Source organism: Ancylobacter lacus, from assembly GCF_018390635.1.
Classification (GTDB): Bacteria; Pseudomonadota; Alphaproteobacteria; order Rhizobiales; family Xanthobacteraceae; genus Ancylobacter; species Ancylobacter lacus.
Map to the genome: position 1 here is coordinate 1 of NZ_JAHBGE010000010.1, position 18,358 is coordinate 18,358.

The window sequence follows — 18,358 nt, forward strand, 5'->3', positions numbered from 1 at the left end:
TATAGGAGCACCCCCCCAGCCCTGTCAACTCCGCTCGCAACAGAAAAATGACGGGGTCGGCGGGGCTGTTGATAAGCCCGCCGAAAATGGGCCTTTCGTCTTTTCAGATCAACGGGTTAGCTTTCGCCCTCCCGCCGCCGCCCGGGTGCCGCCGGGCCGCTTCCCGGCCGGATCGGCCGAAAACGCCCCGAATTTTTTGCGTTCGCCGCCGCGTCGCCGCCCGGCAGGCGCCCCTCAATAGTCTGACAGCACCACGTCCTCGTGCCACTCCCCCGGCACTTCCTTGACGATGGCCTGGCCGCAGATCACCCGCCCGCGGCTGGCGTCATAGGTCAGCGTCGGGTTGCCCTCGAGCCGCCAGCCCTTGTTCAGGGCGGCCGACACCCGCTTGCAGAAGGCGGAATCGTCCACCCCGGTGAGATAGCGGTAGAGTTTCATGCCTCGTCCTCCTATGCCGGCCCGCCTTCGGACCCGTGTTCCGGCGTGGCGATCGCGTCGGCGAGCGCCACGGTCCTGCGGGCGATGTCGGCGTGCATCCGCTCGACCATCCGCCCCTCTCGCTGCACCACGCCCTTGCCGGCATTCTCCGGCCGCTCGAACAGCGCGATCACCGCCCGGGCCTCCGCCACCTCGTCGGGCGGCGGGGTGAAGGCGGCGTTGCAGGGCGCGAGCTGGCCGGGATGGATGCAGGACTTGCCGTCGAAGCCCATCGCCGCCGCCTCTGCGCACTCCTGCGCGAAGCCCTCGACATCGCGGAAATCGTTCCACACCGCGTCGAGAATGCCGATGCCCGCCGCCCGCGCCGCCAGCACGCAGTGGCCGATCCAGCCCAGCATCGGGGCGCGGCCTGGCACCACCTTGGCCCCGGTCTCGCGGGCGAGGTCGTTGGTGCCGAGCACCAGCAGCGCCAGCCGGGTCGCGGGGTCGCGCGCCGCCGCGGCGATGTCGGCGGCCCGCAGCACCGCGGCGGCGGTCTCGATCATCGCCCACAGCGCCAGGCCCGGCGGGGCGCCGAGCGCCTCCAGCCGGCGGCCGATCACCCGCGCCGTCTCCGGGTCGGAGAGTTTGGGCACCAGCACGGCGTCCGGCCGGGCCGCGGCGGCGGCGGCAAGATCCTCGGCGAACCACGGGGTGTCGGGCGCATTGGTGCGGATCACCACCTCGCGGCGGCCGAAGCCCCCGGCGCGCACCGCCTCGGCCACCCGGGCGCGGGCCTGCGCCTTCGCCTCCGGCGCCACCGCGTCCTCGAGATCGAGGATGACGACGTCGGCATCCAGCGTGCGGGCCTTCTCGATGACACGGGGATTGGCGCCGGGCATGAACAGCGCGCTGCGGCGCGGGCGGATCGGGGCGGGCATCGGCTTCTCACGCGGTGGGCGCGGGCATCCCCGCGCGAACGGATGGGCACGTCGGGCCATGGGGCCCGGTTAGGTGCAGCCTAGCCCATTTGCGCCGCCCCGCCAGCGTGGCAGAGTCCCGCGGCGGGGTTTTCCCGGCCGGAGGCCGGCGAGCGCCCTGTTCAACAGGGCGGGGGCGTGGAAAGATGCGGGTCGCGGGGGTGGACGGGTGCCCGGGCGGCTGGGTCGCGGTCGTCCGCGAGATCGAGGGCCCGGTGGTCTTCATCGGCCGCATCGTCCACCTCACCGCACTGACCGACCAGCCCGATCCGCCGGCGATCCTCGCCGTCGACATGCCCATCGGCCTGCCCGAACGCACCGGGCCGGGAGGCCGCGCGCCGGAACGGCTGGTGCGCCCGCTGCTGGGGCCGCGGCAGTCCAGCGTGTTCTCGATTCCCGCCCGCGCCGCCGTCGAGGCCGGGGTCGCGCCGGGGGTGCCGGAGGCGGAGCGCTACCGCGCCGCCTGCGCGCTCGCCCGCGCCCGCTCGGCCCATGGCAGGGCGGTGTCGCGGCAGGGCTTCCACATTTTCCCGAAAATCGTCGAGATCGACGCGCTGCTGCGGGCACGGCCGGAGCTGGCGGGGAAAATCCACGAGTGCCACCCGGAAGTGAGCTTCCGCTTCATGCAGGGCGAGCCGGTGCCGGTGGCGAAGAAGATCGCCGGCCGGCCCAACCCCGAGGGGCTGGACCACCGGCGCAAGCTGCTGGCGGCGCAGGGTTTTCCGGCGGAGGCGATGAGCGGGGTGCGGGCCCGGGCGCTCGGCGTCGGCCCTGACGACCTGATCGACGCCTGCGCCGCCGCCTGGACCGCGCAGCGCATCGCGCGCGGGAGCGCGACCAGCTTCCCCTCCCCGCCCGAGCGCGACGGGCATGGCCTGCCGATCGCGATCTGGGCCTGACGGCGTGGCGTGGGACGAGCCACCACCCGCCCCACGTTCCGCCGTCAGATCACCGCGTCATCGGCGGAGGTGGCGGGCACGGCGAGCACGCCGGCATTGGCCAGCAGCAGCTCGACGCGGGCGACCCCCCCGGCGAGGTCGAGCCGGTCGGTCTCGATCAGCAGTTCCGGTGCCGCCGGGGCCTCATAAGGCGCGTCGATGCCGGTGAAGCCCTTGATTTCACCGGCCCGCGCCTTGGCATAGAGCCCCTTGGGGTCGCGCTGCTCGCATAGCTCCAGCGGCGCCGAGACATGCACCTCGAAGAAGTTCTCGCCGACGATCTCGCGCACCCGCGCCCGCGCCGCCGCCGAGGGGGAAACCGCCGCGACCAGCACGACATGCCCCAACCCCTTGAGGAATTTAGCGATTTCGCCGAGGCGCCGGTTGTTCTCGGCACGGTCCGCCTCGGAGAAGCCGAGATCGGCGTTCAGCCCGGTGCGCAGCGTGTCGCCATCCAGCAGGGTCGGCAGCCCGCCGGCGGCGAACAGCCGGCGCTCCAGCTCGGCGGCGATGGTCGACTTGCCCGAGCCGGACAGGCCGGTGAGCCACACCACCGCACCGTGGTGGCGATAGCGCGCCACCCGCTCCTGCGCCGCGACCGCGGAGGCCACCGCGGTGACGTTGCGCTCCACCCGCGCCGCCGCCTCGCGCTTGACGATGGAGATGACGAGCCCGCCGCCGGCGATGCGGCCGCCAAACTCCAGCGCCACCCGCCCGGTACGGGGGTTGACGCCATAAGGGTCGGCCGCGATGGGGCGGGAGAGGGTCAGCTCGATCTCGCCGACCTGGTTGCGCTCGATCCGCCGCCCCTCGAAGGCCGAGAGATGGCCGGGGTCGATGACGTCGTGGATCGCGGAGACGGTGGCCCGCACCTCGGAGGTCGCCAGCCGGGCGATCAGCACCGAGCCGATCTCCAGTGGCTCGTCGGCGAGCCAGAACACCCGGACCCGAAGCTGCCGCGCCGCATGCGGGCGCAGCGCCGGGGTGCTCAGCACCTCGCCGCGCTCCACGAAGATCTCGCGGTCGAGCGTGATCGCGGCGGGCTGGCCGGCGGCGAGCGACGTCGGCCCCTCGCCCGGCGCCGGGACCGGCCAGACCTCGATGGAGCGGACCCGCGCGGTCTTGCCGGAAGGCTGGAACACCACCTCGTCCCCGAGCGCGAGGGCGCCGGTCTCGATGCGGCCGGCGACGATGCGGCGGTCGTCGAACTTGTAGACCGCCTGAACCGGCAGGCGCAGCGCAATCTCCTGCGCCGCCCGGGCCGGCTGGAAATTGTCGAGCGCCGCCAGCACGGTCGGCCCGCGATACCACGGGGCGCGGGTGGAGGCCTGGGAGACGCCGTCGCCCTCCCGCGCGGAAATCGGGATCACCACCTCGACCCGCAGGCCGAGATCGCCGAGATAGGCGGTTATCTCGTTCTCGATGGCGCGGAAGCCGGCCTCGGCGAAGCCGATGCGGTCCATCTTGTTCACCACCACCGCGACCTGCTTCACCCCGAGCAGGTGCAGGAGATAGCCGTGGCGCCGGGTCTGGTCGCGCACGCCCTCGGCGGCGTCGATCAGCAGCAGCGCGGCATCGGCCTGGGCGGCACCGGTGATCATGTTGCGCAGGAATTCCGCATGGCCGGGCGCGTCGATCAGGATGATGTCGCGCGAGGGGGTGCGGAAGCGGATCTGGCTGGTGTCGATGGTGATGCCCTGGTCACGCTCGGCCTGGAGGCTGTCGAGCAGGAACGACCATTCGAAGGGCATGCCGCGGCGGGCGGAAATCTCCCGCAGCGATTCCAGCTTCTGCGGGGTGATGCCGCCGGTCTCGTGCAGCAGGCGGCCGATCAGGGTCGACTTGCCGTGATCGACATGGCCGACGATGACGATGCGCACCAGCGGGCGGTCGGCGGCGGCGACCGGCAGGGCGGTGACGTTGGAGGGGGCGCTCATCGGTGCTGCCTCACAGATAGCCGGCGACGCGCAGCCGCTCGAAGGAATCCTCGGATTCGTGGTCCATCGCCCGGCCGGAGCGCTCCGGCACCCTGGTGGTGGCGAGTTCGAGCAGGATGTCGTCGATGGTGGCCGCCTCGGACGCCACCGGGAAGGTGATGTCCTGGTCGCCGAGCGAGCGGTAGCGCTTGCCGTCCCTGGCGAAATAGAGCGGGATGACCGGGATGCCCTCGCGCTTGGTGTAGGCCCAGATGTCGAGCTCGGTCCAGTGCAGGATCGGGTGCACGCGCAGATGCGCGCCCTGCGGCAGGGTCGCGTTGAAGTGATCCCAGAACTCGGCCGGCTGCTCGCGCACGTTCCAGTCGCCTTCCAGCCCGCGCGGGGAGAAGACGCGCTCCTTGGCGCGGGTCGCCTCCTCGTCGCGGCGGATGCCGGCGATGAGGGCGTCGAAGCCGTATTTCTCCAGCGCCAGCTTCAGCCCCTCGGTCTTGCGGGCGGCCGAGCGGGTGGCCGGCGGCAGGGTGGGGTCCATCTGCTCCAGCGGCGGGCACGGGTCGACGCGCAGGTCGAGATTCCACGCGCGGCTGTAATGGTCGCGGAAATCGTACATTTCCCGGAACTTCTTGCCGGTGTCGACATGCAGGACCGGGAAGGGCACATGGCCGAGAAAGGCCTTGCGCGCCAGCCAGATCATGACGTTCGAATCCTTGCCGAGCGACCAGAGCAGCGCCACGCGCTTCATTCTGGCGAACGCCTCGCGCAATATGTAGATACTCTGGGCCTCAAGCTCATCGAGGCGCTGGTCGGCTGTCGACATGGCGGGACCTGGCTGTCTCGGGCGCGCCGTCGTTGCGGCGTGCCTCCGGTGTATTACACGTTAACTTCGTGCAATTATTTATTTTGCACGTTCTAATTTGGTGTTATGTAGGAATGCCCATGCCGTCAACAGGAAATTGGCTCCGCCCATGACCTCGCCGCTCCAGCAGAAGATCAAGGTGACCGGCCCGGTGGTCGTCACCGCGAACCGCCTGGCCGATGGCGTCGTGGTGTGGCGCACCGCCGGCAATACATGGTCGACGCAGCTCGCCGACGCCGCCGTCGTCACCAACGCCGCCGATGCGCTGGCGCTGCTCGAAGGCGCCCAGAAACGCGACACCGACGCCGTCGGGCCTTATATAGCCCCGGTGGAGCGCGACGCCGAGGGTCTCATCCACCCCGGCAATCTGCGCGAGCGCATCCGGGTGGCCGGCCCGACCTTCGACCTGCCCGCCTGAACGGCGGCACGCACTTCAGACCGAGAGCGCCTCATGTACGTCTATGACGAGTTCGACCGTACGTTCCTCGCGGAGCGGGTCGCCGAGTTCCGCGACCAGGTGGAACGCCGGCTGGCCGGCGCCCTGACCGAGGACGAATTCAAGCCGCTCCGGCTGATGAACGGCGTCTATCTGCAGCTTCACGCCTATATGCTGCGCGTCGCCATTCCCTATGGCACGCTCTCTTCCGACCAGCTGCGCCGGCTGGCCCATGTCGCGCGCACCTATGACCGCGGCTACGGCCACTTCACCACCCGGCAGAACATCCAGTTCAACTGGATCAAGCTGGAGGACCTGCCGGAGGCGATGGCGGCGCTGGCGGAGGTGGGTGTCCACGGCATCCAGACCTCCGGCAACTGCATCCGCAACGTGACCACCGACCAGTGGGCCGGCGCCACCCCCGAGGAGGTCGACGACCCCCGGCTGTGGGCGGAGATCCTGCGGCAATATTCCACCGCGCACCCGGAATTCTCCTACCTCCCGCGCAAGTTCAAGATCGCCATCACCGCGGCGGACCACGACCGCGCCGCCACCAAGGTGCACGACATCGGCCTCCGGCTGCACCGCAACGCGGAAGGCACGCTCGGCTTCGAGGTGCTGGTGGGCGGCGGGCTCGGGCGCACGCCCTTCATCGGCAAGCTGGTGAAGCCGTTCCTGCCGGCCGAGCACCTGCTGAGCTATGTCGAGGCGATCATGCGGGTCTACAACCGCTTCGGCCGCCGCGACAACATCTACAAGGCCCGCATCAAGATCCTGGTCCATGAGATCGGGGCCGAGGCCTTCGCCGCCGAGGTGGAGAAGGAGTGGGAGGCGATCCGCGAGGGCGTGCTGCACCTCGATTCCGACGTCGTCGCCGACATCCGCTCCCGCTTCGTCTATCCCGCGTTCGAAACGCTTGCCGACAACCCGCCGGAGCTGGCGGCGGCGCTGGAAAACCCGGCCTTCGCCACCTGGCACCGCAATTCCGTGCACCCCCACAAGGTGCCGGGCCATGCCATCGTCACCATCTCGCTTAAGCCGGTCGGCGCGCCTCCGGGCGACGCCACCGCCGACCAGATGGACGAGATCGCGGCGCTGGCCGATGCCTATGGCTTCCGCGAGATCCGGGTCGGCCACGAGCAGAATCTCTGCCTGCCCAATGTCGCGCAGAAGGACCTGCCGGCGCTGTGGCAGCGGCTTGAGGCGGCCGGGCTCGCCACCCCGAACGTCAATCTCGTCAACGACATCATCGCCTGCCCCGGGCTGGACTACTGCTCGCTCGCCAATGCCCGCGCCATTCCGGTGGCGCAGGAGATCGCCCGGCGCTTCGCCGATCTCGACCGCGCCCGCGGCGTCGGCCGGCTGCACATCAACATCTCCGGCTGCATCAATGCCTGCGGCCACCACCATGTCGGCCATATCGGCATTCTGGGCGTGGAGAAGAACGGCCAGGAATTCTACCAGATCACGGTGGGCGGCCGGGCGGACGAGCATGCCCAGCTCGGCACCCTGCTCGGACCAGCCGTGCCCTACGAGCAGGTCCCGGAGCTTATCGAGGACATCGTGGATGCCTATCTGGAGCTGAGGCAGAGCCCTAAGGAGCTTTTCGTGGACACGGTGGCACGGCTGGGGATCGACCCCTTCAAGGAGCGCGTCTATGCCGCTCATTGAGAACGGACGGATCGTCGAGGACCGTTTCCGCCGGCTTGCCGACGACGAGGCGGTGCCGGCCGAGGGCGCGGTGCTGCTGCCGGCCGAGCGCTTCCTGAAGGAAGCCGAGGCGCTGAAGGGCCGTGCCGCGCCGGTCGGCGTGCTGTGGCCGAACAACCGTCGGATCGAGGAGATCGCGCCGCATCTGCCGGCGCTGGCGCTGGTGGCGCTGCATTTCCCCATCTTCCGCGACGGCCGCGCCTACAGCCAGGCCCGTCTCCTGCGGGAGCGGCTCGGCTGGCGCGGGCCGCTGCGCGCCACCGGCAATGTGCTGCGCGACCAGTTCGTCTTCATGCTGCGGGCCGGCTTCGACCAGCTCGAGCCCAGCAAGGCAACCGATGCCGCCGCCTTCGCCGAGGAGGTTGGCAGCCATTCGGTGTTCTACCAGCCGACCGGCGACGGCCGGCCGAGCATCCTGCGCGCCCGGCTCGGCCGGGTGGCGCCGGCGGGGGCCGCCGGCTGATGAGCGCGCTCCTGGAGGATGTCGACATCGGACGGCTGGAGGCGGAGCTGGCGCAGGCAAGCCCGCAGGCGGTCATCCGCGCGGCGGCCGCGGCGGTGGCGCCGGGACGGCTGTGCGTGGTTTCCTCCTTCGGCACGGAATCGGCGGCGCTGCTCGCCTATGTGGCGGAGGTCGACCGCTCGATCCCCGTCGTGTTCCTCGACACCGGCTGGCTGTTCGAGGAGACGCTGGCCTATCGCGACGACATCGCCGCCCGTCTCGGCCTCACCGATGTGCGCTCGCTTCACCCGGAGCCGGCGGCGCTGGCGGCGCAGGACCCCGAGAAGGACCTGTGGTTCACCGATCCCGATGCCTGCTGCCGCATCCGCAAGGTGGAGCCGCTCGCCCGCGCCCTCGCCGGCTTCGACGGCTGGCTGAACGGGCGCAAGCGCTATCACGGCGGCACCCGGGCGGCGATCCCGGTGGTGGAGGCGGACGGCGCCCGGCTGAAGTTCAACCCGCTCGCCAATGCCGATCAGGCGGAGGTGGAAGGCGTGTATGACCGGCTGGGCCTGCCGCGCCACCCGCTGGTAGCGAAGGGTTTCTCTTCGGTGGGCTGCATGCCCTGCACCAGCCGCGCCGCCGCTGGGGAAGGTGTGCGCGACGGGCGCTGGCGCGGCCGCGCCAAGACCGAATGTGGCATCCACACCATGGCGCTGAAGGCGTGAGAGGCGGCTGCCACCGCGCGGCCGCAACCTTATTCCACAGCAGTTCTCTGGCGAATTGATATTGTCTATAGATTTTGTGTTTTTTAGATTGACACCCACCGGCCTGCCGTGAAAACTCCCTCCGACATCGCCGCGACGCTGCGGCAAGGGAGAGCACCATGTCCTTCAGTTTCCGCCGGCTGGCCTTCGCCGCCCTGGTCGCCGCCGTCGCCGCGCCGCTCCCGGTGCGGGCGGCCGACGTAAACCTGCTCAACGTCTCCTACGATCCCACGCGCGAGCTCTATGTCGCCGTGAACAAGGCGTTCGGCGAAAAATACAAGGCCGAGACCGGCAAGACCATCGAGTTCAAGCAGTCGCATGGCGGCTCGGGCAAGCAGGCCCGCTCGGTGATCGACGGGCTGGAGGCCGACGTCGTCACCCTCGCCCTCGCCTATGACATCGACGCCATCGCCGACAAGGGCCTGCTCTCGCCGGAATGGCAGAAGCGCCTGCCGGACAATTCCTCGCCCTACACCTCGACCATCGTGTTCCTGGTCCGCAAGGGCAATCCGAAGGGCATCAAGGACTGGAACGACCTGATCAAGCCGGGCGTCAAGGTCATCACCCCCAACCCGAAGACCTCGGGCGGCGCCCGCTGGAACTATCTCGCGGCCTGGGCCTATGCGCTGAAGCAGCCCGGCGGCTCGCCGGCGACCGCCAAGGCCTTCGTCGCCGACATCTACAAGAATGTGCCCGTGCTCGACACCGGCGCCCGCGGCTCCACCGTCACCTTCACCGAGCGCGGCGTCGGCGACGTGCTGCTGGCCTGGGAGAACGAGGCCTTCCTGTCGAAGAAGGAATTCGGCGACGACAAGTTCGACATCGTGGTGCCCAGCATCTCCATCCTCGCCGAGCCCCCGGTGGCGGTCGTGGACAAGGTGGTGGACCGCAAGGGCACCCGCGCGGTCGCCGAGAGCTACCTGAAGTTCCTCTACACCAAGGAAGGCCAGGAGATCGCGGCGCAGAACTTCTACCGCCCGCGCGACCCCGAGGTGGCGAAGAAGTACGACAACGTCTTCCCCAAGCTCGACCTCGTCACCGTCGACGACCCCGCCTTCGGCGGCTGGCGCAACGCCCAGAAGACCCATTTCGCCGATGGCGGCGTGTTCGACCAGATCTATTCCAACTGACCTCCTCCCGCGCACCCCGGGGTTCCTGGCGGGGCCGACGGGACGCGGACCCTGAAGCGCCGGGCCTCCTCGGGAGGGCCGGCGCTCTTTTTGATGACGGGATTCACCCGGCGATGGAGACTGGATGACAACCCTTCACCTGGGGAAGAGCTGAGATGACCCCCGCCCCCGCCGCCCCCGTCCTTGCCGGCGCCCCTGCCGCCCGCCCGCCCGCGGCGCCGCCGGCACCCGGCGCCCCCCGCCGCCACCCGCAGCGCCGCAGCGCCCTGCCCGGCTTCGGGCTGACGCTCGGCCTCACCGTCCTCTGGCTGTCGCTGATCGTGCTGCTGCCGCTGGGCGGCCTGTTCCTCAAGACCGCCGAGCTGACGCCCGAGCGCATCCTCGCCATCCTCACGGCGCCGCGCACGCTGCACGCGCTGCAGATCTCGTTCGGCCTCTCGCTGGCCGCGGCGGCGACCAACCTCGTCTTCGGCGCCGTCATCGTCTGGGCGCTGGTGCGCTACGAGTTCCCCGGCCGGCGGGTGCTGGACGCGCTGGTCGACATCCCCTTCGCGCTGCCCACCGCCGTGGCCGGCATCGCGCTGACCGATCTTTATTCCACCAATGGCTGGGTCGGCCGCTGGCTGGAGCCGCTCGGCATCACGGTGGCCTTCACCCCGCTCGGCATCTTCATCGCGCTGGTGTTCATCGGCCTGCCCTTCGTGGTCCGCACGGTGCAGCCGGTGATGGAGGACCTCGACCGCGACCTCGAAGAGGCCGCCGCCACGCTCGGCGCCGGCCGCCTCACCACCATACGCCGCGTCATCCTGCCGGCGGTGGTGCCCGCCTTCCTCACCGGCTTCGCCCTCGCCTTCGCGCGCGCGGTGGGGGAATACGGCTCCGTCATCTTCATCGCCGGCAACCTGCCCAACGTGTCGGAAATCGCGCCGCTGCTGATCGTGATCCGGCTGGAGGAGTTCCGCTACGCCGACGCCACCACCATCGCCTGCGCGATGCTGCTGGCGTCCTTCGCGCTGCTCTTCGTCATCAACGCCCTGCAGCGCTGGTCGCAGCACCACACCGGGAGGCTCGGATGAGCGTCATCGCCCCCACCGAAGGCGTGCCCTACGCCGTGGAGCACTTCCACGCCGCCACCGCGCCGCCGCCGCCGCTCGAGGACATCCATTCCGAGCCGCGCCTCGTGCGCGCCGTCGTCATCGCCCTCGCCATCCTGTTCATGGGCCTGTTCATCCTGCTGCCGCTGGCCAATGTCTTCGTGCAGGCCTTTTCGAAGGGCTGGGCCGCCTATGGCGCGGCGCTCGTCGACCCCGACGCGCTGGCCGCGGTGCGGCTCACCCTGCTGATCGCGGCGATCTCGGTCGCCACCAACACGGTGATGGGCCTCGTCATGGCCTGGGCCATCACCAAATTCGAGTTCACCGGCAAAAGCCTGCTGATCACGCTGGTGGACCTGCCCTTCTCGGTCTCGCCGGTCATCGCCGGCCTCGTCTTCGTGCTGCTGTTCGGCGCGCAGGGCTGGTTCGGGCCGTGGCTGATCGACCATGGCTGGAAAATCATCTTCGCCTGGCCGGGCATCGCGCTGGCGACGATCTTCGTCACCTTTCCCTTCGTCGCCCGCGAGCTCATCCCGCTGATGCAGGAGCAGGGCACCCAGGAGGAGGAGGCCGCCGTCACGCTCGGCGCCTCGGGCTGGCGCACCTTCCTGAAAGTGACGCTGCCCAACGTGAAGTGGGCGCTGCTCTATGGCGTGCTGCTGTGCAACGCCCGGGCGATGGGGGAATTCGGTGCGGTGTCGGTGGTGTCGGGCCATGTGCGCGGCGAGACCAACACCATGCCGCTGCACATCGAGATCCTCTACAACGAGTACCAGTTCCAGGCCTCCTTCGCGGTGGCCTCGCTGCTGGCGCTGCTCGCGGTGGTCACGCTGCTGGCCAAGACGCTGCTGGAGGCCCGGCTCGGCCGCAAGGGCGGGCACTGAAGCCGGAGGGGAGACGGGCGCAGCGCGCCCCGTCTCCCGCCACCCCGTCAGAACAGATAGAGCGCCGCGATAAAGCCGCCGATCACCAGCACGGCGAAGACCGCGGTGACGAGGCCGAGCCGCTTCTCGATGAAGTCGCGGGCGCTGGGGCCGATCCAGTACAGCAGCCCGGCCACCAGGAAGAAGCGCAGCCCCCGGGTGATGATCGACAGCACCACGAACCAGAACAGGTTGTAGTGCGCGAAGCCGGAGGTGATGGTCACCACCTTGAAGGGGATCGGCGTCAGCCCCTTCAGCAGGATGATCCAGTGGCCATAATGGTTGTAGGCGGCGGTGAAGGCGTCGACCTTGTCGCCATAGCCGTAGAGCTGGATGAGGAACAGGCCGACGCTCTCATAGAGCAGGGCGCCGATGGCATAGCCCACGAGCGCGCCCACCACCGAGGCGACGGTGCAGACCGTGGCGTACCACCATGCCTTCTTCGGCTGCGCCACGCACATCGGCACCATCATCACGTCCGGCGGCACCGGGAAGAAGGAGCTCTCGGCGAAGGAGACGGCCGCCAGGGCCCAGGTGGCGGAAGGGCGCTCGGCGAGAGCGATCACCCAGTCGTAGAGACGGCGCAGCATGGAAACTCCGGGGGCGGGCACGCGGCGGAAGGCCGGCCGCGCGGGAAGGGGTGAGGGGCCTCAGCCGCGGCGGGGGCGCAGCGGCGGCAGGGGGTGGTCGGGCGCGCGGTGCAGCTCCGGCGGCTCGACCTCGGCCAGCCCGCCGGCGAACGCGCGGGCAACGGCCGGCTCGTCGGCGGAAGGGACGGCGGCCCCCGCGGGGTCGCGCACCGCCTTGGGCAGCTTCTCGGCCATGCCGAGCAGTTCCTCGCGGCGGCGCATCTCCGCCCAGACGTCGTCCGGGCTGACGCCGGCATCGGCCCACAGCACGACGAGGTTGTAGATGAGGTCGGCGCTCTCGCAGATCACCGCGGCGCGGTTGCCCACCGTCGCGTCAAGCGCCACCTCGACCGCCTCTTCCGCCAGCTTCTTGGCGATGAAGGGCCGGCCCTTGTCGAACAGCCGGCGCGTGCGCGGCGAAAAGCCGGCGCCCTCGCGCGTCGCGATCACCGCATCGTAAAGCCGCTCGACCGAATCAACCATGCGACAACCTTAAGACCACAAGCATGAAGCTGCTATGGCAGCACGTCGCCGCATGCAAAGTGTGGGCCTGCGGAGGGTGACCCGATGGCTTTCCTACGTCTCTACGCCCGCGTGCTGGGCGCCCTTGGCCCGGAACGACGGCTGGCCGCGGTGCTGGCGGTCATCAATGCGGCGCTGGCCGTCGCGCTGTTCGCCGAGCCGATCCTGTTCGGCCGGGTGGTCGACACGCTGGTGCGGGCGCAGGCCGCGGCACAGGCGCCGTCCCTGGCCGCGCTGCTGCCCCAGCTCGCGGCGTGGACCGCCTTCGGCCTGTTCACCATCGCCGCCGGGGTCGCCATCGCGCTGCACGCCGACCGGCTGGCCCATCGCCGCCGGCTCGGCATCATGAGCGCCTATTTCGAGCATGTGCTGCAGCTCCCGCTCGGCTTTCACGGCCATGTCCATTCCGGCCGGCTGCTGAAGGTGATGCTGCAGGGCGCCGACGGGCTGTGGGGGCTGTGGCTGGCCTTCTTCCGCGAGCAGTGCGCCGGGCTGGTGGCGCTGGTGGTGCTGCTGCCGGTGGCGGTGTGGGTGAATGCCCGGCTCGGCCTGCTGCTGGTGGCGCTGCTGGCGCTGTTCGCCGGCCTCACCTGGTATGTGCTGGGCCGCACCCAGGCGATGCAGCGCCATGTCGAGGCGCTGCAGTCCGACCTTGCCGAGCGCAGCGCCGACGCGCTCGGCAATGTCGCGGTCATCCAGAGCTTCACCCGGGTCGAGGCCGAGGTGCGCGGCCTGCGCGAGACCATGGAGAACGTGCTCGCCGCGCAGATCCCGGTGCTGTCGTGGTGGGCGCTGGTCTCGGTGGCGACCCGCGCGGCGACGACGCTCACCATCCTCACCATCTTCCTCGTCGGCACCTGGCTGCACCTGCACGGAATGGCGAGCATCGGCGAGATCGTCACCTTCGTCGGCTTCGCCACCATGCTGGTGGGCCGGCTCGACCAGATGGTCGGCTTCGCCAACCGCCTGCTGCTGGACGCCCCGCGCCTCGCCGAATTCTTTTCCGTGCTCGACACCGTCGCCAATGTGCGCGACCGCCCCGACGCCGCCCCGCTCGGCCCGGTGGCGGGGGCGGTGGCGTTCGAGGACGTGTCGTTCTCCTATGACGGCCGCCGCAGCGCGCTGAACGGGGTGAGCTTTTCGGTGCGGCCGGGCGAGACGGTGGCGCTGGTGGGCGCCACCGGGGCCGGCAAGTCGACCGCGCTCGCCCTGCTGCACCGCGCCTTCGATCCCCAGTCCGGCCGCATCACGGTGGATGGGCGCGACATACGCGAGGTGCGCCTCGCCTCGCTGCGCCACGCCATCGGCGTGGTGTTTCAGGAGGCGATGCTGTTCAACCGCTCGATCGAGGAGAACCTGCGGGTCGGCCGGCCGGACGCCACCCCCGAGCAGATCGCCCGGGCGCTGGAACGGGCCCAGGCGGCCGATTTCGTCGCCCGCCAGAGCGAGGGGCTGGCCACCGTCGTCGGCGAGCGCGGCCGAGCCCTGTCCGGCGGCGAGCGCCAGCGCCTCGCCATCGCCCGCGCCCTGCTGAAGGACCCGCCCATCCTCATCCTCGACGAGGCCACCAGCGCGCTCGACGCCGGCACCGAGGCGAAGCTGCAGGCCGCGCTCGACGCGGTGATGAAGGGCCGCACCACCTTCGTCATCGCCCACCGGCTCGCCACCATCCGCAACGCCGACCGCATCCTCTTGTTCGACGAGGGACGGGTGGTGGAAGCCGGCCGGTTCGACGAGCTGGTGCGGCTCGGCGGGCGCTTCGCGGCGCTGGCGAAGGCGCAGTTCATGTCCGGCGGCTCCGCCACCGGGACGGCGCCCCCTGCGGAAACGTGATGCCGGCGGCCGGCCGGCTTTTCACAATTCCGCCGCCCGGACGGGGCAAACAGGGTTTTCTCCGGCGGGCGGCAGGGTGTAGCAATGAGGCTGTCGACGCCTCCCCGCCCGTCCTGTCTTGCGTTGAAACGGATATCGCGTGACGAGCAGCCCCTCCCTCCTCCGCCGCGCCCTTGCGCTTGCCCTCGTCACCCTCGCGACCGGGGCGGCGACGCTGGTCGCGCCGGCGCGCGCGCAGGCGACGCCCTCGCTGCTGATCGACGTCGAGAGCGGCAAGGTGCTGGAGGCGGAAGACGCCGGCAAGCCGTGGTACCCCGCCTCCGTCACCAAGCTGATGACCGCCTATGTGACGTTCGAGGCGATCCGCTCCGGCCGCGTCACCGGCGACACGCTCATCACCGTCTCGCCCTTCGCCGCCTCGCAGGCGCCCTCCAAGATGGGCTTCAAGCCCGGCACCCAGATCACCATCGACAACGCGCTGAAGATGATGCTGGTGAAGTCGGCCAACGACATCGCCGTGGTGCTGGCGGAAGGCATCGGCGGCACCCTGCCCGCCTTCGTCGACCAGATGAACGCCGCCGCGCGCGAGCTCGGGATGGACGGCACCCACTTCTCCAACCCGAACGGCCTGCCCGACCCGGACAACGTCACCACCGCGCGGGACCTCGCCATTCTCGCCCGCGCCATCATCCTGCAATATCCCGAGCACGAGCAGATCTTCCGCCTGCCGGGCATCAAGATCGGCAACCGGGTGATCCGCAACTACAACAAGCTGATCGACCGCTATCCCGGCGCAGACGGGATGAAGACCGGCTTCATCTGCGCCTCGGGCTTCAACCTCGTCGCCAGCGCCCATCGCGGCGACCGCCGGGTGCTCGCCGTGGTGCTGGGCACGCCCTCGGGCAAGGCCCGCACCGAGGCCGCCGCGCTGCTGATGGAGAAGGGCTTCCAGCAGTCGTGGTCGATCTTCGGCAAGGTCGCGCCGTCGGTGGAATCCATCAAGAACGAGGGCGGCCCGCCCACCGACATGAAGGCCTATGTCTGCGGCGCCAAGCGCAAGACCGTCGCCTCGGAGGACGACGACAGCCCGTCGCCCACCGGCTTCGCCGCCGCCGGCATGGGGTCGCTGCCGCCCGGCACCACCGGGGCGAGCCTGCTGTCCGAGCTGCCGCCCTCCATGCCGCCCGCGCCGGTCTGGGTCGGCCCCACCCCGGACGACGCCGCCCTCGCCGCCGCCTACGCGGTCGAACCCGCGCCGAAGAAGCCGGCCGCCAAGGGCAAGAAATCCACCGTGGTCGGCTCCAAGACCGTCGGCACCCAGCCGACCGGGGTGATCGACCCCTCGGCGACCGGCCCCGACGGCGTCGAGATCGCCCCCGCCGGCAGCGCCGCGGCAACCCCGGCCGCGAAGCCGGCCAAGCCGGCGGCCAAATCCTCCGCCAAGCCCGCTGCGCAGGCCGCCAAGCCGGCGGCGAAGCCGGCGACCCAGGCGGCAAAGCCGGCCGCCAAGCCGGCGCCGAAATCGACCGTTTCGGCCAATGATCCCTGGTCCGGCATCACCGCGACCCCGCCGGCCAAGCCCGCCACCTCCGCCGCCAAGCCCAAGCCGGCGCCCAAGCCGGCGGCGGCGCCCGCGGAACCGGCCGCCGCCACCAGCGACGCCAACTGACGGGCAACGCCGCGCCGGGCGCGTGACCGGCACCGGCCAGCCACGCTCCAAGCCGGCCTCGGCCCGCCGTGTGGCGGGCTCTTGGGCCGGGCTCTTGGGCCGGGCTCTTGGGCCGGGCTCTTGGGCCGGGCGCCCGACGCACTCTCTCCCTGCATCCGCCCGTTTTCACCGCGGCTTCTGGTGGCGGGACCCGACGGTTCCCATTATCTGGACGCGGCGTCGCCCGGCGCCGTGCCTCCGCCGTTCCCGCAGCGTCTTACCGAGCCCGCGCACGCCATGACCGAGGACCGCCCCGCCGCCCCGCCCGCGCCCATCCCCGTCACGCTGCTCACCGGCTTCCTCGGCGCCGGCAAGACCACGCTGCTCAACCGGCTGCTGTCCGACCCCGGCCTGAAGGACACCGCCGTGCTCATCAACGAGTTCGGCGAGATCGGACTCGACCACCTGCTGGTGCAGCATTTCGACGACGCCACCGTGCTGCTGTCCTCCGGCTGCCTGTGCTGCACCGTGCGCGGCGACCTCGTCGAGGCGCTGGAGGCGCTGCTGCGGCGGATGGACAACGGCGCCATCCCGCCCTTCCGCCGCATCGTGATCGAGACCACCGGCCTCGCCGACCCCGCGCCGATCCTGCATGTGCTGATGATGCACCCCTATCTGCTGCTGCGGCTGCGGCTCGACGGGGTGGTGACGGTGGTGGACGCGGTGAATGGCGACGCCACGCTCGACGCCCACCCCGAAAGCGTGCGGCAGGTCGCCATTTCCGACCGGCTGGTGCTGACCAAGACCGACCTGATCGACACCCCCGAGCGCGTCGCCGGCCTCGCCCGGCTGCGCGCCCGGCTCGCCGCCCTCGCCCCCGCCGCCCCGGTGCTCGACGCCGCCGCCGGCGAGGCGACGCCGCCGGCGCTGCTGAATGCCGGGCTCTACGACCCCGCCAGCAAGATTCCCGACGTCGCCCGCTGGCTCGCGGACGAGCGCGTCGCCGCGGCGGAGAGCGCCGGCGGCCACGACCCCAACCGCCATGACGACCGCATCCGCGCCTTCACCCTGGCCACCGACGCGCCAGTGGGGGCGGTCGCGCTCGACCTGTTCCTGGAGCTGGTGCGCGGCACCCACGGATCCAAGCTGCTGCGGCTCAAGGGCATCGTGAAGCTGGCTGAGGACCCGGACCGCCCGCTGGTGCTGCACGGCGTGCAGCATGTGATGCACCCGCCGAGCCAGCTTCCCGCCTGGCCCGACGAGGACCGCCGCACCCGGCTGGTGATGATCGTGCGCGATGTCGAGCCGGCGGTGATCCGCCGGCTGTTCGACGCCTTCATGGGCCTGCCGGCGGTGGACCGGCCGGACCCGCTGGTGGTGCACGACAATCCGCTCGCCCCCGCCACGCTGCGGCGCTGAGCCGGCCGCGCCGCGAGGCCTCAGCGGCCGAGGGTGGCGCCGTTGACCGTCACCGTGGTGCCGCCCGGCGCGGCGCCGGTGGCCGGCGCGGGATCGAAGGCGGGGCCGCCCTGGGCGGGCGGGGCCGGGGTCTGGCCGGCGCGCGGATCGGGAGCGGCCAGCACCAGCGCCCAGTAGACCTTGTACTTGCTGTTCGGCGCCAGCGCGGTGGCGATGCCGATCCGGGTCACGCCGGGCATCAGCATGTTCTTGTTGTGCGAGGGCGAGTCGCGCCAGCCGGAGAAGGCCTCGGCGAGGGTGTGGTAGCCGGCGCCGACATTCTCCGCCGCCTTCAGCCCGTCGAAGCCGGCCGCCTTCAGCCGCATGGTGAAGGTGCGCCCGCCCACCGAATGCGACAGCTCGTCCTTCGAGGCCATCAGCTTCGCCTGCTTCTGCGCGACCTCGGTGAGGATGGGGTCGACGGTGACGGCGGAGAGGCCGCGGGCGCGACGGTAATCGGAGATCATCTCCGCCGCCGCCTGCGAATCGACCTGGCCGCCCCGCGAGAGGTTGTCATAGAAGGCCGGGCTGTCCGGCACCGGCACCGGCGCGGCGGCGCAGCCCCCGAGCGCGAGCGCAGCGAGCAGGCCACAGACGAAGACGGGAGCGGAGATGCGCATGCGGGCCTCTCGGAACGG

Annotated in this window: 18 protein-coding genes; 11 read left to right on the forward strand and 7 right to left on the reverse strand. The window is 70.8% G+C overall.

Annotated elements, in window-relative coordinates; genetic code table 11:
* Nucleotides 1-234: 234 nt before the first annotated feature.
* Both KHC27_RS02775 and KHC27_RS02780 read right to left on the reverse strand, forming a co-directional pair.
* Nucleotides 235-438 carry a DUF1737 domain-containing protein gene (locus KHC27_RS02775; protein WP_213334768.1) on the reverse strand — a complete coding sequence of 68 codons (204 nt, stop codon included), beginning with the start codon at nucleotides 436-438 and terminating at the stop codon, nucleotides 235-237.
* A gap of 11 nt (nucleotides 439-449) precedes the next feature.
* Nucleotides 450-1,358 (reverse strand): HpcH/HpaI aldolase/citrate lyase family protein, encoded by a 909-nt coding sequence (locus KHC27_RS02780; protein ID WP_213334770.1) that lies wholly within the window; start codon nucleotides 1,356-1,358, stop codon nucleotides 450-452.
* A 200-nt stretch (nucleotides 1,359-1,558) separates the two neighbouring features.
* On the opposite strand from KHC27_RS02780, the gene KHC27_RS02785 reads away from it, so the two are divergent.
* Nucleotides 1,559-2,296, forward strand: coding sequence for a DUF429 domain-containing protein (locus tag KHC27_RS02785; protein WP_343210815.1), 738 nt, complete (start codon nucleotides 1,559-1,561; stop codon nucleotides 2,294-2,296).
* Between the two features lie 44 nt (nucleotides 2,297-2,340).
* On the opposite strand, the gene cysC is transcribed toward KHC27_RS02785, so the two are convergent.
* Both cysC and cysD read right to left on the reverse strand, forming a co-directional pair.
* The gene (gene cysC, locus KHC27_RS02790; protein ID WP_213334774.1) at nucleotides 2,341-4,272 is read right to left on the reverse strand and encodes an adenylyl-sulfate kinase; all 1,932 of its coding nucleotides are present in this window, start codon (nucleotides 4,270-4,272) and stop codon (nucleotides 2,341-2,343) included.
* Nucleotides 4,273-4,282: 10 nt separating this feature from the next.
* A complete protein-coding gene (cysD, locus tag KHC27_RS02795) occupies nucleotides 4,283-5,089 on the reverse strand; it encodes a sulfate adenylyltransferase subunit CysD (protein WP_213334776.1) in 807 nt (268 codons plus the stop codon).
* 148 nt (nucleotides 5,090-5,237) lie between these two features.
* On the opposite strand from cysD, the gene KHC27_RS02800 reads away from it, so the two are divergent.
* The 7 genes from KHC27_RS02800 to cysW all read left to right on the forward strand — a co-directional run bounded on the left by KHC27_RS02800 (nucleotide 5,238) and on the right by cysW (nucleotide 11,591).
* Nucleotides 5,238-5,546, forward strand: coding sequence for a DUF2849 domain-containing protein (locus KHC27_RS02800; protein ID WP_213334778.1), 309 nt, complete (start codon nucleotides 5,238-5,240; stop codon nucleotides 5,544-5,546).
* 33 nt (nucleotides 5,547-5,579) lie between these two features.
* The gene (locus KHC27_RS02805; protein ID WP_213334780.1) at nucleotides 5,580-7,235 is read left to right on the forward strand and encodes a nitrite/sulfite reductase; all 1,656 of its coding nucleotides are present in this window, start codon (nucleotides 5,580-5,582) and stop codon (nucleotides 7,233-7,235) included.
* The gene (locus KHC27_RS02810) at nucleotides 7,222-7,737 is read left to right on the forward strand and encodes a DUF934 domain-containing protein (RefSeq protein WP_213334782.1); all 516 of its coding nucleotides are present in this window, start codon (nucleotides 7,222-7,224) and stop codon (nucleotides 7,735-7,737) included. The genes KHC27_RS02805 and KHC27_RS02810 overlap by 14 nt, the downstream gene beginning before the upstream one ends.
* The gene (locus KHC27_RS02815) at nucleotides 7,737-8,444 is read left to right on the forward strand and encodes a phosphoadenylyl-sulfate reductase (RefSeq protein ID WP_213334784.1); all 708 of its coding nucleotides are present in this window, start codon (nucleotides 7,737-7,739) and stop codon (nucleotides 8,442-8,444) included. The genes KHC27_RS02810 and KHC27_RS02815 overlap by 1 nt, the downstream gene beginning before the upstream one ends.
* A gap of 158 nt (nucleotides 8,445-8,602) precedes the next feature.
* Nucleotides 8,603-9,613, forward strand: coding sequence for a sulfate ABC transporter substrate-binding protein (locus KHC27_RS02820; RefSeq protein WP_213334786.1), 1,011 nt, complete (start codon nucleotides 8,603-8,605; stop codon nucleotides 9,611-9,613).
* Between the two features lie 155 nt (nucleotides 9,614-9,768).
* On the forward strand, nucleotides 9,769-10,689 hold the full coding sequence (gene cysT, locus KHC27_RS02825; protein WP_213334788.1) for a sulfate ABC transporter permease subunit CysT: 921 nt from the start codon (nucleotides 9,769-9,771) through the stop codon (nucleotides 10,687-10,689).
* Nucleotides 10,686-11,591 carry a sulfate ABC transporter permease subunit CysW gene (cysW, locus tag KHC27_RS02830; RefSeq protein WP_213334790.1) on the forward strand — a complete coding sequence of 302 codons (906 nt, stop codon included), beginning with the start codon at nucleotides 10,686-10,688 and terminating at the stop codon, nucleotides 11,589-11,591. Before cysT ends, cysW begins: the two co-directional genes overlap by 4 nt.
* A 47-nt stretch (nucleotides 11,592-11,638) precedes the next feature.
* Here the strand turns inward: cysW and KHC27_RS02835 are convergent, their stop codons facing one another.
* The gene (locus KHC27_RS02835) at nucleotides 11,639-12,220 is read right to left on the reverse strand and encodes a YqaA family protein (protein ID WP_213334792.1); all 582 of its coding nucleotides are present in this window, start codon (nucleotides 12,218-12,220) and stop codon (nucleotides 11,639-11,641) included.
* Nucleotides 12,221-12,280: 60 nt separating this feature from the next.
* Nucleotides 12,281-12,742: a phosphoribosyl-ATP diphosphatase gene (hisE, locus tag KHC27_RS02840; protein WP_213334794.1), complete on the reverse strand. Its 462-nt coding sequence runs from the start codon at nucleotides 12,740-12,742 to the stop codon at nucleotides 12,281-12,283.
* 84 nt (nucleotides 12,743-12,826) lie between these two features.
* Between hisE and KHC27_RS02845 the strand changes: the two genes are divergently transcribed.
* The 3 genes from KHC27_RS02845 to KHC27_RS02855 all read left to right on the forward strand — a co-directional run bounded on the left by KHC27_RS02845 (nucleotide 12,827) and on the right by KHC27_RS02855 (nucleotide 17,681).
* Nucleotides 12,827-14,614 (forward strand): glucan ABC transporter ATP-binding protein/ permease, encoded by a 1,788-nt coding sequence (locus tag KHC27_RS02845; protein WP_213334797.1) that lies wholly within the window; start codon nucleotides 12,827-12,829, stop codon nucleotides 14,612-14,614.
* A gap of 139 nt (nucleotides 14,615-14,753) precedes the next feature.
* Complete coding sequence (locus tag KHC27_RS02850) at nucleotides 14,754-16,283, forward strand: D-alanyl-D-alanine carboxypeptidase family protein (protein WP_213334800.1); 1,530 nt, start codon at nucleotides 14,754-14,756, stop codon at nucleotides 16,281-16,283.
* 276 nt (nucleotides 16,284-16,559) lie between these two features.
* Nucleotides 16,560-17,681 carry a CobW family GTP-binding protein gene (locus tag KHC27_RS02855; RefSeq protein ID WP_213334803.1) on the forward strand — a complete coding sequence of 374 codons (1,122 nt, stop codon included), beginning with the start codon at nucleotides 16,560-16,562 and terminating at the stop codon, nucleotides 17,679-17,681.
* Nucleotides 17,682-17,701: 20 nt separating this feature from the next.
* Here KHC27_RS02855 and KHC27_RS02860 read toward each other — a convergent pair whose 3' ends face one another.
* Nucleotides 17,702-18,340, reverse strand: a complete 639-nt coding sequence (locus KHC27_RS02860) for a CAP domain-containing protein (protein WP_213334806.1) — start codon at nucleotides 18,338-18,340, stop codon at nucleotides 17,702-17,704.
* Nucleotides 18,341-18,358 lie beyond the last annotated feature (18 nt).